The sequence below is a fragment of the Agarivorans sp. Z349TD_8 genome, from assembly GCF_050870825.2.
In the GTDB taxonomy this organism is placed as follows: domain Bacteria; phylum Pseudomonadota; class Gammaproteobacteria; order Enterobacterales; family Celerinatantimonadaceae; genus Agarivorans.
The window spans coordinates 3535344-3550911 of the sequence record NZ_CP194037.2 but is presented as its reverse complement, the minus strand read 5'-3'; the positions used below and the strand labels follow the sequence as shown (position 1 = coordinate 3550911).

The following is a 15568-nucleotide window of genomic DNA, read 5'->3' as shown; positions in this document are numbered from 1 at the left end:
CTTGGTTTAAACGAATTATTTGATCGTGAAATAAGGCTTACAAAACTTGAGCACTAGTCTTGATATTTGTCGCGGATCGCTTGAAATTTTTCGAAATTATCGAGTAATACACCGATTAGCCGTGGTTCAAATTGCCGCCCGCTTTGTTGTTGTAGATAGTCAATGATTTCTTCATCTTCCCAGCGCTGCTTGTAACAGCGAACGCTTCCCAGTGCATCAAATACATCTGCCAATGCTGTTAAACGGCCACAGAGAGGTATTTGTTCTCCTTTTAAACCCTCTGGGTAGCCACTACCATCCCAGTACTCATGATGGGCGCCAGCAATCTCTGCGGCTAGTCGCATAATTTCAATACTAGAGCCACTGAGCATCTTCTTACCAATAAGCGCATGAGTCTTCATCTGTTCCCATTCTTCTGAGTTCAGCTTTCCAGGTTTGTGTAAGATAGCATCGGGAATGGCGACTTTTCCTACATCGTGTAGTGGCGAGGCCAATTTAAGTTGATCGACTTTCTCTGGTGGTAAGCCAATTTGTTGGGCCAATAAAGCTGTATATAGAGCGACTCGACGCACATGCTTACCTGACTCCCTCGAGCGTGTTTCGACAATCTCACCGAGCCGATAAAGAACTTCTTTTTGATTGCTGCTAATGAGTTCATTGAGTCGAATGTTTTCTAACGCTGCGATGATATTGTCACTTAGCAAGTTAATGAAATGCTGTTCATCCTCATTGAAGGCCTGATTACGGGTGATTAAGAACAATAAGCTATTGGCTGAGTTTTCACAGTAAATGACCAACGCTTGATCTTCAAAAACGTTGAGTTTGCTTTCAATGGCTTGTTTTAGGAGTCGTTGTGGGGGATCCGAAAAATCATTAATTGACAAGTTCTCAACTTGAGGGCGGTGCTTGCCTTGATAAGCTAGGAGTTGTAGCTGGGTTGAATGTACTTGATAAGCAAACTGTTCCACTTGGTAGATACAGCTATCTTCAATATTTAGGATGGCGGATAATTGTTCGAGAGCACCTTCAACAAAGGCGAAAAGCGCGTGTTTTTCAAATATGCCGCGGGAGGCCTTAACGACTTTTTCTAGGCCTAACTTATGTCTTTCTAAGGCGCATATATCTCGATATGAGCGTAAGCTGGCGCGGATCAGGGTGCGCAGCTTTTGTGAGGTTAACTCGGTTTTATCTTTATAGTCATTGATGTCATAGTTTTCTACCACTTCATCTTCTGGCGCTTGCCCTGGCTGCCCGGTTCGTAACACAATACGGACGCTCTTATTGTTTAACTGTTGGCGAATGTAGTGGACTAAGCGTAAGCCTGCATCGTCGGTTTCCATGACCACATCGAGTAGAACTAAAGCGATATCGGAATGAGCATTGAAAACTTCTTTGGCTTCTTTTGCTGAGTTGGCATGTAAGAAGTGAAGGGTTTTATTATCGAAAATAAACTGAGACAAGGCCATCGTGGTAATGTGATGAACTTCGGGCTCATCATCTACCACCAATAGCTTCCATTGGGCCCGTGGAATAATATCATCAGGAGCACTGTCAGCTAAAACAAAGAAGTCATCTTCCATTACAATCCAAACTTATACTTTTGATTAAGTAAAGGATATTCTCGGCGTAAATTCAATTTAATGATTGATTTTATCGATATAAAAAAAGCGAGCTAGGCTCGCTTTGGTTTGAGTTTGCCATTTAAGCGACCGACCCTAATCTAGACCTTTGGTCTTGTGCAGGCTGGGTGCTGTTCTCTAATTGTTGATGCGCAAAATCATCGACGTTAATTGCGTTTAAACGGCCTTGCTCGGTGCGCCGCATTAATTCGGCTTCAGCTTGAGTGATGACTTCTAGCGTGAGGCCTTCAAGGGCAAGTTTGTCGAGCTGGGTGAACGGACGCTTTTCACCGATCGCCTTGCAAATTTTGTCATGCAGGCCTTCACAGGCGAGCACGTCTTCTAAGGTTTGCTCTAATTCGCCATAAACATTACCAGCGACTCGACTGGCAAAACGACCTTGACCAAGTCGCTCTCGGGTTTCACTTGGTTGTTGTAACATCTGGGCTAGTTGATGATCCAACTGGTCGCTAGGCGCATGTAATGGCTTGCCTAGCGGGAACACCACGAGTCGCATGAATTTGCCTACCCATTTGTTTGGGAAGTTGCGAAGGAGTTCATCTAGAGCGGTTTGTAACTGGAATAAAGCTTCTTGCATGCTCCAGTGTAGCAGGGGGAGATCTTCTTGTTTTCGGCCATCGTCAGCATAGCGCTTCAGTGTTGCTGAACAAAGATAAAGCTGACTAAGAATGTCGCCTAAGCGTGCAGAAACACGTTCTTTTCGTTTCAGACTTCCGCCGAGGGTGCCCATGGCCACATCAGAGAGCAAGGCTAAGTTGCTACTAAAGCGAGTCAGTTGTTTATAGTAGATTGCTGTTTGATCGGAATAGGGCGCTTTTAGCAGCGTATTTCCACTCAGGCCAAACCAAAAACTACGAATAAAGTTACTCACCGCAAAACCTAAATGACTGAATAAGGCGCTATCGAACTGTTGAAGGCCTTGATGAAAGTCTGGATGCTGCGCTGCTTCCATTTCAGCGAGCACATAGGGGTGGCAACGAATGGCCCCTTGTCCATAGATAATCATACTGCGGGTGAGGATATTCGCACCTTCAACGGTAATGGCAATCGGTGCACCTTGATAAGCTCGGGCGAGGAAGTTTTTTGGCCCAAGGCAAATCCCCTTGCCGCCGACGATATCCATGGCATCGATGCTGGCGCGTTGTCCTCGATGGGTTAAATGGTATTTAACGATAGCTGATACCACCGAGGGTTTTTCACCTAAATCGATGGCAGTCACGGTTAGATCCGATGCCGCGCCCATCATATAAGCGTTACCGGCGAGACGAGCCAATGGCTCTTCAATCCCTTCCATCTTACCAATGGGCAGTTTAAATTGGCGACGTATACGGGCATAGGCGCCAGTCGCTAAAGCTGCATTTTTAATACTGCCAGTTGCACTTGAGGGCAGGGTGATGCCGCGACCGACCGATAGGCACTCGACCAGCATTCGCCAACCTTGGCCAGCCATGGCTTGGCCGCCGATAATGTAATCGATAGGAACAAATAGTTGGTTAGCGGTTGTAGGGCCATTCATAAAAGGGATATTCAGCGGGAAATGGCGACGACCGACCTCAACGCCTTCAATATCGGTGGGGATTAGTGCGCAGGTAATCCCAAGCTCTTTTTGATCGCCCAGTAATCCCTCGGGATCCGAGAGTTTGAAAGCCAGCCCAAGAATGGTTGCTACAGGCGCGAGGGTGATATAGCGTTTATTCCAGGTAAGTTGCATCCCCAGTACTTGTTCACCTTGCCAGTCACCCATGCATACAATGCCTGAGTCGGGGATTGAGCCCGCGTCGGACCCAGCTTCTGGACTGGTGAGTGCAAAACAAGGAATTTCTTTCCCTTCGGCTAAGCGTGGCAAGTAATAGTCTTGCTGTTGTTTGGTGCCATAGTGTTGTAGCAATTCACCGGGACCTAAGGAGTTGGGGACTCCGACGGTACTTGATAGTACGGCAGAGATACTGGCTAGTTTTTGTAATACACAGGACTGTGCGTAGGCTGAAAATTCGAGGCCACCATATTGTTTCTTGATGATCATCGCGAAGAATTTATGGGTTTTAAGAAAGTCCCAAATTTCCGGAGGTAAGTCAGCGAGTTCGTGAGTGATTTGCCAATCATTGGTCATGGCGCAGACCTGCTCTACAGGACCATCGATAAAAGCCTGTTCTTCCGGGCTGAGACGGGGTGCGGGGTAACTGTGTAGCACTTTCCAATTCGGATCCCCACGAAATAATTCACCTTCCCACCAGGTGCTGCCCGCATCAATTGCTTCTTTCTCTGTTCGTGACATCTCTGGCATGATCTTTTTAAAGATTTTAAATAGTGGTTTGGAAATGAGCTGTTGCCTTAAAGGTTTAAAATTAATCCCTCCGACTACAACTAAAAAGCCGAGCCAAAAGATTTCACTTAATGGTGTGATGGCGCTGTAAGCCACTAAAGCGGCAGTAACGGCGAGGCTAAAGGCTAATAACGAAGCCCTAAAGTAGGCTAGCCCACAGATGAGTAGGCCAATACCAACAATGGCAAATAGCGGTGAATAACTTAGCATGAATATCTCCTTGGTCTCGTTAAGAGGTCTGACCTCTTGCTATTTGTAACTCAAAGGTTAAAAGATCGCAAGTAATTTACATTTGCTCAACATGTTGGTGGCGTAATATCTGTTTAACAAAATGAGCATTAGGCTCGTTTTGAGCGCTGAATATCCTATTAAAAAACGTTATAGTGTCAGCCTGATAGCTTGCATAAAATGAGATAGTTTTAATGAAAAGTCTGATAGTTGAAGAGTTACAAGAAGCCGCAAACGTGTTGAATGCTTTTATCACGGATCAAAATAATATTGACGCCATCGATAATGCGGCTCAGCTACTTGCGGATAGCTTTAAGCAGCAAGGTAAGGTGCTTGCCTGTGGCAATGGTGGCTCGCATTGCGATGCCATGCACTTTGCTGAAGAACTCACGGGTCGTTACCGTGAAAATCGTCCTGCGTTGCCTGCGATCGCGATTTCTGATCCCAGTCACCTCTCTTGTGTGAGTAACGATTATGGCTATGAATTTGTTTTCTCGCGTTATATCGAGGGCTTGGGCCAGAAGGGCGATGTGTTGTTTGGGATTAGTACCAGTGGTAATTCAGGTAATATTATTAAAGCAATTGAAGCGGCCAAAGCGAAAGGAATGAAGGTGATTATTCTATCGGGTAAAGATGGCGGGAAAATGGCTGGTCAAGCGGATATTGAAATTCGGGTACCACATTTTGGTTTTGCTGATCGTATCCAAGAAATTCATATTAAAGTGATCCACATTTTGATCCAATTAATTGAAAAGCATATGGCTCAATAAGCCATTCAAATAGCGTATTGAGCGAGCGGTAATATGTGTGAGTTATTGGGAATGAGTGCAAATGTACCCACCGACATTTGTTTTTCTTTTACTGGATTAGTGCAGCGTGGTGGGGTGACTGGCCCGCATGTGGATGGCTGGGGGATTACCTTCTACGAAGGCAAGGGCTGTCGTAGTTTTAAAGACCCAGCCCCAAGCAGTGAGTCTAAAATAGCTGAGTTAGTGCAGGCTTTTCCGATTAAGAGTAAGGCGGTGATTGGCCATATTCGCCAAGCCAACCGGGGGTGTGTTTCTTTGGAGAATACCCACCCTTTTACCCGAGAATTGTGGGGACAAAATTGGACCTACGCGCATAACGGCCAGCTAAAAGGCTATAAACAGCTCGACACCGGTTTTTTTCGCCCGGTAGGGGCCACCGATAGCGAACATGCTTTTTGTTGGTTATTAGAGCAATTACGCCTGAAATACCCGCGTAAACCCAACAATATGCAAGCCATGTTTAAGTTTGTGGCAAGCTTGGCGGAGCAACTCAGGTCGCGGGGCGTGTTTAACATGTTACTGAGCAATGGTGAATATGTGATGGCTTATTGTTCCACGAACTTACACTGGATTACTCGTCGAGCCCCCTTTGGTGAAGCACAATTAGCCGATGCCGATGTCACCATCGATTTTTGTAAAGAAACCACACCCAATGATGTGGTCACGATGATTGCGACTCAACCTTTAACCAATAATGAACAGTGGCAAAAAATCGCCATTGGTGAGTATGTGTTGTTTAAGGAAGGCGAAGTGCAATAAAAAAGCGCCTGGTTGGCGCTTTTTTAATTATTGGCGTAACCACCACTTGGTAGGATATGACCGTCGAGTACCGCTTTACCTTGTTGCATCAGCAGTCGTTGTTCCACAAACCAGTTCACCACCACCGGATAGATAGCATGCTCCTGAACTTGCACTCTGGCAGCAAGTTGATTGGCATTGTCTTCGCTAAATACTGGCACCTTGGCTTGTAAGATCACCGGTCCGCCATCTAATTCCGGCGTCACAAAGTGGACGCTGCAACCGTGTTCTTGATCGCCAGCATCGATAGCGCGTTGATGAGTATGTAAACCTTGATATTTTGGCAATAACGAAGGGTGAATATTCAGCATTTTTCCGCTAAAACGTTGCACAAATGGTTCACTTAAGATCCGCATAAAGCCAGCCATTACGATCAGATCAGCTTGCTGCTGTTCAATGATATCGCCTAAGGCTTGATCATAAGTTTCGCGATCAGTATACGGTTTGGGGTCGAGTACCACCGTATGAATGCCTGCTTGCGCTGCTCGTTCTAAGCCATAAGCTTCCGCTTTATTGCTTATTACTGTGCAAATGGAGGCGTTGACACGCCCCTCATTACAGGCATCGATAATGGCTTGCAGGTTAGTCCCTGAACCTGAAATTAATACAACAATGTTGCCAGCCATTATGTATCCTATTTGAACTCGACTTGATTCTCGTCAGTGGCTACATCTTCAATGTGACCAATTTTCCAAGCGCTCTCGCCGTGTTCTGCTAACAGAGCTAAGGCCGCCTCTACTTCTGCTTCAGGAAGCGCAATCACCATACCAACCCCACAGTTAAAGGTGCGGTACATTTCTTCACGAGCAACGTTACCGTGTTCTTGTAGCCAGTTGAATACTTCAGGCCACTGCCAGCTATTCTCATCTACCACAGCTTTTGCACCTGCAGGTAATACCCGAGGAATATTTTCCCAGAAGCCACCACCAGTGATATGCGATAGGGCATGTACTTCACATTGCTTGAGCAAGGCAAGTACCGACTTCACGTAGATTTTGGTTGGGGTTAACAGCGCTTCACCCAACGTTTTCTCACCTAACATTTGCTTCGGATCGGCATTCGAGACTTCAAGAATTTTACGAATCAATGAATAGCCGTTTGAGTGAGGGCCGCTTGAAGCGAGTGCAATCAGCGCATCCCCGGCAACCACTTTAGTCCCATCAATGATTTCGGCTTTTTCTACAACTCCAACACAGAAGCCTGCGATGTCGTAGTCGTCACCGTGATACATGCCAGGCATTTCCGCGGTTTCACCACCGATTAGAGCGCAACCGGATAACTCACAACCATGACCTATCCCTTTCACTACGTCGGCAGCGGTATCGACATCGAGCTTGCCGGTGGCATAGTAATCTAAGAAGAATAGTGGCTCAGCCCCTTGAACAATTAAGTCGTTGACACACATGGCGACTAAATCAATCCCGACGGTATCGTGTTTTTCTAAGTCTAAAGCAAGACGAAGTTTAGTACCTACACCATCGGTGCCTGCAACCAATACCGGTTCATTGTAACCGGAAGGTAATTGACATAAGGCACCAAAGCCTCCGAGTCCGCCCATCACTTCCGGACGTTGGGTGCGTTTACTCACGCTCTTGATTCGTTCAACTAATGCATTACCAGCTTCGATATCAACGCCAGCATCTTTATAGCTCAGAGGGGTGTTTTGTTTGGTCACAGGATTACCTTGCAGCGAACTGAGAAAAATTTGGCGACATTTTAGCAGTGTTAGCTGCGCTGGAACAGTAGTAAACGAGAACTAAAACATTTTGTTGATATTTGCTAACATATCTTGATTGAGCTTGGTTTACACTGGCGGCTCACAATTCGCTAAATTATAGGAATAAACATGAAAGTTGTTGAAGTAAAGCACCCACTGGTTCGTCATAAAATTGGCTTAATGCGCGAAGCCGATATTAGTACTAAGCGTTTTCGTGAGTTAGCGCGTGAAGTCTCTACTTTGCTCACTTATGAAGCAACGGCTAATTTGGAGTTGGAAGAGGTCACAATTAATGGTTGGAATGGTCCGGTGACCATTGAGCAAATTAAAGGTAAAAAAGCCACAGTGGTCCCCATTTTGCGCGCTGGACTTGGCATGATGGATGGTGTGTTAGAGCATATGCCTTCAGCAAAAACCAGTGTGGTAGGGATTTATCGGAACGAAGAAACTTTAGAGCCTGTGCCGTATTTCCATAAATTGGTGGGGCAAATAGAAGAGCGTTTAGCCATTGTTGTTGATCCGATGCTAGCGACTGGTGGATCGATGATCGCGACCATCGATTTGCTCAAAGAACAAGGCTGTAAGAATATTGTGGTATTAGTATTGGTCGCTGCACCAGAAGGTTTAAAAGCCTTGGAAGCTGCACATCCTGATTTGGTCTTGTATACTGCATCGATTGATGAAAAATTAAATGAGCATGGTTATATCCTTCCGGGATTAGGCGATGCGGGTGATAAGATCTTCGGTACTAAATAAACGGTAGCGGGTCAGGATCGTTGATGAGTTTCTCTGGGAGAACGTAGTGATAAAACAGTGCTGGTTGGTATTGAGTTTGGCCTTGGTATTTTTGCCGGTTGAAGCGTCCCAACAAAACGACTTATACCGGGTTGAAGCTGTCGCCAGTGGCGATAATAAGCAAGATCAACAGCAAGCTTTTGAATTATTATTACGGCGTTTAACGGGGGATTCGGCGAGTCATTCCAATCCCTTGGTGGTGAAGGCTAAGAAGAATATAACTCCATATATTCAGCAGTTTAGTTTTGCTGAACAGCACATATCTGTGCTATTTAACGAAGCCAAAGTGAATCAATTATTGACCCAAGCCCAGCTACGTCTTTGGGGGAAGCAACGGCCTGATATTCTATTGTGGTATGCGTCTGAGCAAAATTTCAATCGCCAATTGATGGCCGATAGTGCTGAGCAAAGTTGGTTTGTGCATGGGCGACAGCAGGCGCAGTTATTAGCCTTACCGATCCGCCTACCAGTGATGGATTTGAGCGATAGTATGGCTCTTAGCGTCAATGATGTTTGGGGGGGCTTCGATGGCCCTCTATACACCGCTAGTGCTCGATATAATACGCCTCTCATCTTGAGCTTTCGCCAATATCCACAAGGACAGAATTGGCAGATACAGTGGCGTTTACTCGATAGTGCTAACCAAGTTCAGTTAGCCAGCGGTCAGGTGCAAGCACCTCTTGAGGAAGTCGCTGCCGCGGCCATGGACGCGGTAAGCGCTAGCTTGGCGGAGCGTTTTGGGGTGGCATTGGGTGAAAGCACCGATGAAGCTATCGTACTCAGTTTTGCTAATATTACCGGCATGAATAAATATGTGGATTTAGAACGTTTTTTGAATCAGCAGCCTAGTGTGGCAAGTGTCACTCTGGAACAAGTTAACCATGATACCTTTACTTTTCGGGTTCAGTTATTAAGTCCTTGGCAGGATTTAAAATCGTCCCTAGATATCTCCCCGCGCCTACAAGCCGATGATATTCGCGATAAGCTATACTATTTCCAATAGCAAAAATTTCTAATCTTAAGGCCTAGCTGATACAATGGCGCAAGTTTTGTATCGGCTTTGATTTGTTACTTTGAGTTTTTCCCCACAATTATCACTTCCTGTGCATTTACCTGATGATGAAACCTTGGTGAGTTTTTACCCGGGAGATAATCAGCAGTTGTTGAGTGCCTTACGTAATCTTGCCTTAGATAAGGGGGAGAGAATGTTGTATTTGTGGGGCGCGGAAGGCTCTGGTCGAACCCACCTGCTGCATGCCAGTTGTACTGAGATGGCTGATATGGGGGCCGCAAGCGCTTATTTGCCGCTAGATTTACATGCAGCGATGTCACCGCAAATGCTTGAAGGTTTGGAAACCATGGCTTTGGTGTGTTTAGATAATATCGATGCCATTGTCGGTATTCAGGCATGGGAAGAAGCAATTTTCGATTTTTACAATCGTCGTAAAGAGTTAGCCTCAACGACTCGGCTAATTGTGACCGCTAATGCACCTGCGCCACAACTCTCTTTTGCTTTAGCTGATCTGCAATCCCGTTTAAATTGGGGGGTCACTTATAAACTGCATGAGCTTGATGATGAGCAGAAACTGAGCGCCTTGCAGTTACGTGCTGAATTACGCGGTTTGAAAATGCCCTTAGAGGTAGCTCGTTTTTTACTTAAACGTTTGTCGAGAGACATGCCGACCTTATTGAAGAAACTTGATGTATTAGATCAAGCTTCGATCACCGCGCAACGCAAACTTACAGTTCCTTTTGTGAAGGAAATTCTCGAAATTTAGCAGATAGAGGGCTTCTGTGTGGCTTAATTCGCTTAAGCTTTGAGGAAACTTTTATTTCAAATCGCGTGAATCAAGCGTCTTCGAGAGCAACCGTTTCTTAGAGCCATGGGACGGGCGTTCAAGTCACTACATTGAACAAATCCCAATTTCTCTAGCTTTTGCTACCCATTGATTTCCATTTGTTCGGTAATACGCAGTTCTGTAGCAAATGCTGCCAGATAATTTACGCCATATGACCGAATGCTAACAGTGAATGAGCCATGTCTGGTTTGCTCTTCTGGTCGTGTGTCTGTCAGCAGCTGATTTGTAGTGTCTTTTGTTTGAATATTTGCACAAACCATAAAATTAACTATAGTTAATTTGCTCAATAACGAGAGCTTAAGAAAAAGGAAACTGATATGGCTAATCAACTCGCGGGTGGTTGGAGTCCTTTTCATGAACTATCAGACGAAGATAACCAAGTATTTGTGCATGGGATGGAAGGGTTTGTTGGTGTGAGTTATAAACCTCTGGTGGTTGCGACTCAGGTGGTTGCAGGTTGTAATTATGCATTTTTCTGTAATGCTGAAGTTGTTTATCCTGGTGCACAACCTTACCCTGCCATGGTTCATATGTTTAGTGACTTACAAGGTCATGTAGGGATCACGCATATTCAACGTCTTGATTTCTGAGTCGTAAAAGCCAAGCACAATCAAGATTGCTTGGCTTTCCAATCTATTAAAACTTATGTGTTACTTGCGATACACGCTCCCCAACTGGCGAATAATGCTTAAATCGGGGGGAGTTGCTATTCGTGGTTTGTGAATTATGGTTTTGCTTGCTCAAGATAGGCTAGATTTTATCTAGCTACTCCTCCTTTCGGCCTACATTTGCTACCATTATTCCCGAACTTTTTATCGAGTATAGGTAAGCCACCTATCACATCACTTGCCATGGGCCTCATTGATCAATCGGGTGATTTATCTTTGAGTTTCTTTAAACCGATACCAAGTTCTTTGCCGCGTTGTTTGGCGTAGCTAAGGCTAGAAATAAAGGCGGTGAGTACCAATAGCAACTCGACAGCAGCCATGCCGCGTTCGTTGTTTGAGGTGGCTAAAAGTGTGGTGCTGTGCAACACATATAACAGCAATACAAAGCAGCTCCAGGCATAGGTGTAGGGTTTGCCAGCCAAAATCCCTCTTAAGGGGAAAAGTAGGGGAAGTACCCAGAATAGCAGCATTAAACCGATACTGATGTCTACTGGCGGTGACAACCATAGGTGCCATAAACAGACCCAGGCGAGTAGACCAAGGTAACTGGTTTTGGCCAGTAATAGCAGTTGTGGACTGGTGAATCTAGACAATCTCTAATACCTGTTGAGGAGGTCGACCGATCCGTGCCTGCTGTTGATTGATGACGATGGGGCGTTCAATCAATTTAGGGTTGGTGTGCATTGCGGCAATCAATTGTGCTCTATTGAGAGACTCGTCTGCTAAGTTAAGTTGTTTATATAGCTCGTCTTTAGTACGCATCAATTGGCGAGGCTCAATGCTCAGCATGTTTAAAATAAGGTCTAGTTGCTGTTCGCTGGGAGGCGTCTCTAAGTACAAGATAATTTCTGGCTCAATGCCTTGGTCGCGAAGCAGTTGTAGTGTTTGGCGGCTCTTCGAGCAACGCGGGTTATGCAGTATTTTTATTTCAGACATGGTATTTCCTTAAACCTCAGATTAGTTCAGTTCTTCTAATTGTTTTTCAGCAGCTTCAAACTGTTTGATTCTCGCCTCAATCCGTGCCAGCTCGAGCTGATTTTTAGTTAAGTTATAGGCACTATGCAATTCATCAATGGCACGTCGATAATCTGAATGTAATGATAAATACTCGGCTTGAGCGATATGGCTTTCCAGTAAATTATTTAGCCGCCCTTGTGCTCGGCTAAGCTCCCCCCAGGCCAAACTATCATCTGGGTGATGGCGTAAATAACGGTCGAGCAGCTTAGCGGCCTTGGTAAATTCGCCTTTTTCACTATAGGCGTGAGATAAATTTAATATGATGACTTGATTATCGGGGTAACGAGATTGAGCACTCTGTAGACGAGCAATCGCTGATTCGAAGTGTTGTTGAGCGAGGTCAATATCACTCAGGGTATCGATCATAAATAAGTTATCGGGATGACGTTTGGCGAGCTCATCAATGATAGTTTTAGACTCCGGATATTGGCCTAAGCCAAATAGGGCAAGTGCTTTACCATATAAGGCTGCGTCTTTGATACGATATTCTTTACGTTGCAGTTGTTGTTGATAATAGTCTAAGGCGGCTTTAGCGTCTAAAGTACCATGACGGACGATGATCCGGGCTTTGGCAAACTGGAATGCTAATGAGGGCGCAATAAAGTGCTGTGGGTATTGATTGGCTCTGGCACGCGCCTCACTCACCCTAGTTTCTGGTAAGGGGTGGGTAATGAGCATTTGTGGTGGTTTGCTAGCATAACGATATTTTTCGGCAAGTTTACCGAAAAAACTACCCATGCCAGCGGGATCGTAACCCGCTCTGACGAGGGTTTGTAAACCGATACGGTCGGCTTCAAATTCGTTTGCCCGAGTATAGTTAATCGAATTTTGGATGTTGGCTGCCATCGACGCCTGCAGCGCTGCTATACCTGCAACTGGATTCGCGATCCCTAATAGCACTGAACCTAACATACCTGCGAGGGTTAGGTTTTGCGCAGCGGCTTGGTTTTCGATACTACGCGCAATATGTCGTTGGGTAACGTGGGCGATCTCGTGGGCAATCACCGAGGCAAATTCACTCTCGGTATTGGCATATAGAAATAAGCCGGTGTGGATCTTCACATAACCGCCGAGAAAGGCAGCCGCGTTAATTTCATTGTCGGACACTAAGAAAAAATGAAATGGTGTGCGAACTTGCTCCGCTTTGGCGACTAAGTGATTTCCGAGTTCGCTGACATATTCTGAGAGTACAGGATCATTGGTCATGCGGTGACTTGCTCGAATCAGTCGCATGTAGGCTTTGCCGTAAATAACCTCTTTGTCGATGGATAATGCCGACGCCCCAGCCGTACCTATTTCAGGCAATTGGTTATTGGCAGATATGAAGGGCGTATATACAAACAATATACCGACAAAAATAAGCTGCAAAAGACGGATCATTAGTTTCCACTATCTATTTTTCTTATCGGCGAGAATACTCTGATTTTGTTTGTTATTCAAAAGCTATAAATGCCATTCTTGATGATAAACTATGATCATTTCATTGTTGCTATGGGTAAGATGCATGCGTTGTCTTAACTTTGAAGATCAAATTTGTCCAATTCCTCTGCTGCAAAGTAAATTGTGGTTAAAGCAAGCGCAGCAGGGGGAGCAGTTAAAGTTATGGCTGGCCGATCCGGGGTCATGTCGGGATATTCCTAAGTATTTTCAAGGTTTAGGCCATGAGGTTAAAATCGAGCAAAATTCCCAGCAGTTTTGTGTCACAATCACCGTTCATATGCTTAAGGATTAACGCAGTAACTATGTTTAAAGTCATATCTCTTTGGTATAACCGGATGTTTTCAGATCCGGAAGCTGTGGCAATGGCCTTGGTGTTTGTCATCGGTTTTGTCATGCTTTACTTTTTTGGTAATTTACTCGCCCCTTTATTAATCGCCTTGGTATTGGCTTACTTATTAGATTGGCCGGTGAGTTTTTTAGCAAGTCATGGTTTTCGCCGTGGGATCGCAACGTCGCTGGTTCTACTGGTATTTTTTCTGATTGCGACCTTTATTGTATTACGTGTGCTTCCGACGGTCTGGGGACAAGGGATGAATCTGTTGACCGAGTATCCGGTGATGCTGAATAGCAGTCAACGTTGGTTGGAGTCGCTTCCTGAGCGTTATCCAGAGTTTATTGATGGGGCATTAGTGCAGACTGTCGTGGATAATGTCAGAACCCGTCTGATGGGGGTCGGTGAGCAGTTACTTCAATCTTCCGTCTCATCGATCATCAACCTGGCCACTGTGATGGTGTACAGCGTATTAGTGCCTTTGATGGTATTTTTTATGTTGAGTGATAAACAAGTGTTAATGCGAAGCGTGACTCGTTTTCTCCCGAATGACCGTCGTTTGCTCGCACAAGTTTGGATGGAAATGAATGGTCAGGTGATTAATTATATTCGTGGTAAAGCCATTGAAATATTGGTGGTTGGCGGTGTGAGTTATATTGTATTTGCGCTAATGGATTTACGGTATTCAGCTTTGCTCAGTGTCTTAGTTGGTTTGTCGGTGTTAATTCCATTTATCGGAGCTTTTGCGGTTACCTTACCAGTGGCGATGGTCGGTTTATTTCAATGGGGAGTGAGTCCTCAGTTTGGCTACTTGATTCTGGGTTATGGCATCATTCAACTATTAGATGGCAATGTGTTAGTGCCGATTTTATTCTCAGAGGCCGTTAACTTGCATCCCTTAGCGATAATTGTTGCGGTATTAGTGTTTGGCGGTCTGTGGGGATTTTGGGGAGTATTTTTTGCTATTCCGTTAGCAACTCTCGTCAAAGCAGTGATGAATGCTTGGCCACATGCCGAAAAAGCTGAAGTTGATCAGCCTTCATCCTAGCGGCGGTCGTTCTCTCCTGGTGCTGCTGTGATCGTTTATGCTTGATTTAGGGATTGCTGAACATATCAAATGTAGTCGCTATGAATCATGAGCAACGCTGCATTGATAAACAACTTTGACTGAAAGCTTTAATTACAAGATACATCAGGCTGTAGGCGGTGATTTAAGCCAGCAAGATCAACAGATAATGAGTTAGCTGGGTATCAATATGACTCGCGGTGACGAAAGCCTAAATGGGTCGGCAAAAATCCATATACGCGAGTCTTATCTGACTAGCCTGCTAAATAGTCGAGTACAACTTGGTGGTGCTCTTTGGTTTTAAATTTGTCAAATACATGTTCGATGATACCTTGCTCGTCGATCAAGAAGCTAATGCGGTGGATGCCGTCGTATTCTTTTCCCATGAATTTCTTCAGTCCCCAGACACCAAACTGTTCGGCAACTTGATGATCTTCATCAGACAAGAGATCAAAATTCAATTGGTGTTTTTCAATAAACTTCGGTAAACGTTTCACTGGGTCAGGGCTTATGCCAAAAACCACGGTATTGGCATCGGATAATTGCTGAATACTGTCTCTTAAGCCACAAGCTTGAGTGGTACAACCGGGTGTTAAGGCTTTAGGGTAAAAATACACCAACACCTTTTTTCCTGCGTAATCACTGAGCTTGATCCGCTTTTCATCTTGGTTGGCTAAATCGAATTGTGGTGCGGCATTGCCGGCGGTAAGCGTATTCATTGCTGATTCCTTTTGTCTCGCTTCATTAGATAAAAACTGTAGGCTAAAATCGTGACTACCGAGTGTTTGGCAAAGTTTGGCAAATTGCTGTTCAATGATTTCTGTTTGGTGTTGCTGATTCAGCTTGACCTCGAAAGAAGCGTGTAACATTTCTACTT

Annotated in this window: 16 protein-coding genes; 8 read left to right on the top strand and 8 right to left on the bottom strand. The window is 45.0% G+C overall.

Features of this window, described 5'->3' with window-relative positions; translation table 11 throughout:
- Positions 1 to 53 precede the first annotated feature (53 nt).
- Both ACRRS1_RS16025 and fadE read right to left on the bottom strand, forming a co-directional pair.
- Positions 54 to 1580, bottom strand: a complete 1527-nt coding sequence (locus ACRRS1_RS16025) for a DUF3369 domain-containing protein (protein ID WP_432452197.1) — start codon at positions 1578 to 1580, stop codon at positions 54 to 56.
- A 121-nt stretch (positions 1581 to 1701) separates the two neighbouring features.
- The gene (gene fadE / locus ACRRS1_RS16020; protein WP_432467398.1) at positions 1702 to 4173 is read right to left on the bottom strand and encodes an acyl-CoA dehydrogenase FadE; all 2472 of its coding nucleotides are present in this window, start codon (positions 4171 to 4173) and stop codon (positions 1702 to 1704) included.
- 212 nt (positions 4174 to 4385) lie between these two features.
- On the opposite strand from fadE, the gene lpcA reads away from it, so the two are divergent.
- Complete coding sequence (lpcA, locus tag ACRRS1_RS16015) at positions 4386 to 4961, top strand: D-sedoheptulose 7-phosphate isomerase (RefSeq protein WP_432452199.1); 576 nt, start codon at positions 4386 to 4388, stop codon at positions 4959 to 4961.
- Positions 4962 to 4994: 33 nt separating this feature from the next.
- Positions 4995 to 5759 carry a class II glutamine amidotransferase gene (locus tag ACRRS1_RS16010; RefSeq protein WP_432459855.1) on the top strand — a complete coding sequence of 255 codons (765 nt, stop codon included), beginning with the start codon at positions 4995 to 4997 and terminating at the stop codon, positions 5757 to 5759.
- 23 nt (positions 5760 to 5782) lie between these two features.
- Here the strand turns inward: ACRRS1_RS16010 and purN are convergent, their stop codons facing one another.
- Positions 5783 to 6424, bottom strand: coding sequence for a phosphoribosylglycinamide formyltransferase (gene purN / locus ACRRS1_RS16005; protein ID WP_432463636.1), 642 nt, complete (start codon positions 6422 to 6424; stop codon positions 5783 to 5785).
- Positions 6425 to 6432: 8 nt separating this feature from the next.
- Complete coding sequence (gene purM, locus ACRRS1_RS16000) at positions 6433 to 7473, bottom strand: phosphoribosylformylglycinamidine cyclo-ligase (RefSeq protein ID WP_432452202.1); 1041 nt, start codon at positions 7471 to 7473, stop codon at positions 6433 to 6435.
- Between the two features lie 171 nt (positions 7474 to 7644).
- Between purM and upp the strand changes: the two genes are divergently transcribed.
- The 4 genes from upp to ACRRS1_RS15980 all read left to right on the top strand — a co-directional run bounded on the left by upp (position 7645) and on the right by ACRRS1_RS15980 (position 10759).
- Positions 7645 to 8271: a uracil phosphoribosyltransferase gene (gene upp / locus ACRRS1_RS15995; RefSeq protein WP_432452203.1), complete on the top strand. Its 627-nt coding sequence runs from the start codon at positions 7645 to 7647 to the stop codon at positions 8269 to 8271.
- A gap of 46 nt (positions 8272 to 8317) precedes the next feature.
- On the top strand, positions 8318 to 9313 hold the full coding sequence (locus ACRRS1_RS15990; RefSeq protein ID WP_432452204.1) for a DUF2066 domain-containing protein: 996 nt from the start codon (positions 8318 to 8320) through the stop codon (positions 9311 to 9313).
- 70 nt (positions 9314 to 9383) lie between these two features.
- Positions 9384 to 10088, top strand: coding sequence for a DnaA inactivator Hda (gene hda / locus ACRRS1_RS15985; protein ID WP_432467399.1), 705 nt, complete (start codon positions 9384 to 9386; stop codon positions 10086 to 10088).
- 398 nt (positions 10089 to 10486) lie between these two features.
- Complete coding sequence (locus ACRRS1_RS15980; RefSeq protein ID WP_432452206.1) at positions 10487 to 10759, top strand: hypothetical protein; 273 nt, start codon at positions 10487 to 10489, stop codon at positions 10757 to 10759.
- Positions 10760 to 11034: 275 nt separating this feature from the next.
- Here ACRRS1_RS15980 and ACRRS1_RS15975 read toward each other — a convergent pair whose 3' ends face one another.
- The 3 genes from ACRRS1_RS15975 to ACRRS1_RS15965 are packed head-to-tail and all read right to left on the bottom strand — an operon-like array spanning position 11035 to position 13234.
- The gene (locus tag ACRRS1_RS15975) at positions 11035 to 11430 is read right to left on the bottom strand and encodes a DUF2069 domain-containing protein (RefSeq protein WP_432452207.1); all 396 of its coding nucleotides are present in this window, start codon (positions 11428 to 11430) and stop codon (positions 11035 to 11037) included.
- Positions 11423 to 11773, bottom strand: coding sequence for an arsenate reductase (glutaredoxin) (gene arsC, locus ACRRS1_RS15970; protein ID WP_432467400.1), 351 nt, complete (start codon positions 11771 to 11773; stop codon positions 11423 to 11425). The genes ACRRS1_RS15975 and arsC overlap by 8 nt, the downstream gene beginning before the upstream one ends.
- Positions 11774 to 11794: 21 nt before the next feature.
- Positions 11795 to 13234: a M48 family metalloprotease gene (locus tag ACRRS1_RS15965; protein WP_432467401.1), complete on the bottom strand. Its 1440-nt coding sequence runs from the start codon at positions 13232 to 13234 to the stop codon at positions 11795 to 11797.
- A 124-nt stretch (positions 13235 to 13358) separates the two neighbouring features.
- On the opposite strand from ACRRS1_RS15965, the gene ACRRS1_RS15960 reads away from it, so the two are divergent.
- Positions 13359 to 13586 (top strand): sulfurtransferase TusA family protein, encoded by a 228-nt coding sequence (locus ACRRS1_RS15960; protein ID WP_432452210.1) that lies wholly within the window; start codon positions 13359 to 13361, stop codon positions 13584 to 13586.
- Between the two features lie 10 nt (positions 13587 to 13596).
- The gene (locus tag ACRRS1_RS15955; protein WP_432467402.1) at positions 13597 to 14673 is read left to right on the top strand and encodes an AI-2E family transporter; all 1077 of its coding nucleotides are present in this window, start codon (positions 13597 to 13599) and stop codon (positions 14671 to 14673) included.
- Positions 14674 to 14945: 272 nt separating this feature from the next.
- Here the strand turns inward: ACRRS1_RS15955 and bcp are convergent, their stop codons facing one another.
- The gene (gene bcp, locus ACRRS1_RS15950) at positions 14946 to 15410 is read right to left on the bottom strand and encodes a thioredoxin-dependent thiol peroxidase (protein ID WP_432456155.1); all 465 of its coding nucleotides are present in this window, start codon (positions 15408 to 15410) and stop codon (positions 14946 to 14948) included.
- Positions 15411 to 15568 lie beyond the last annotated feature (158 nt).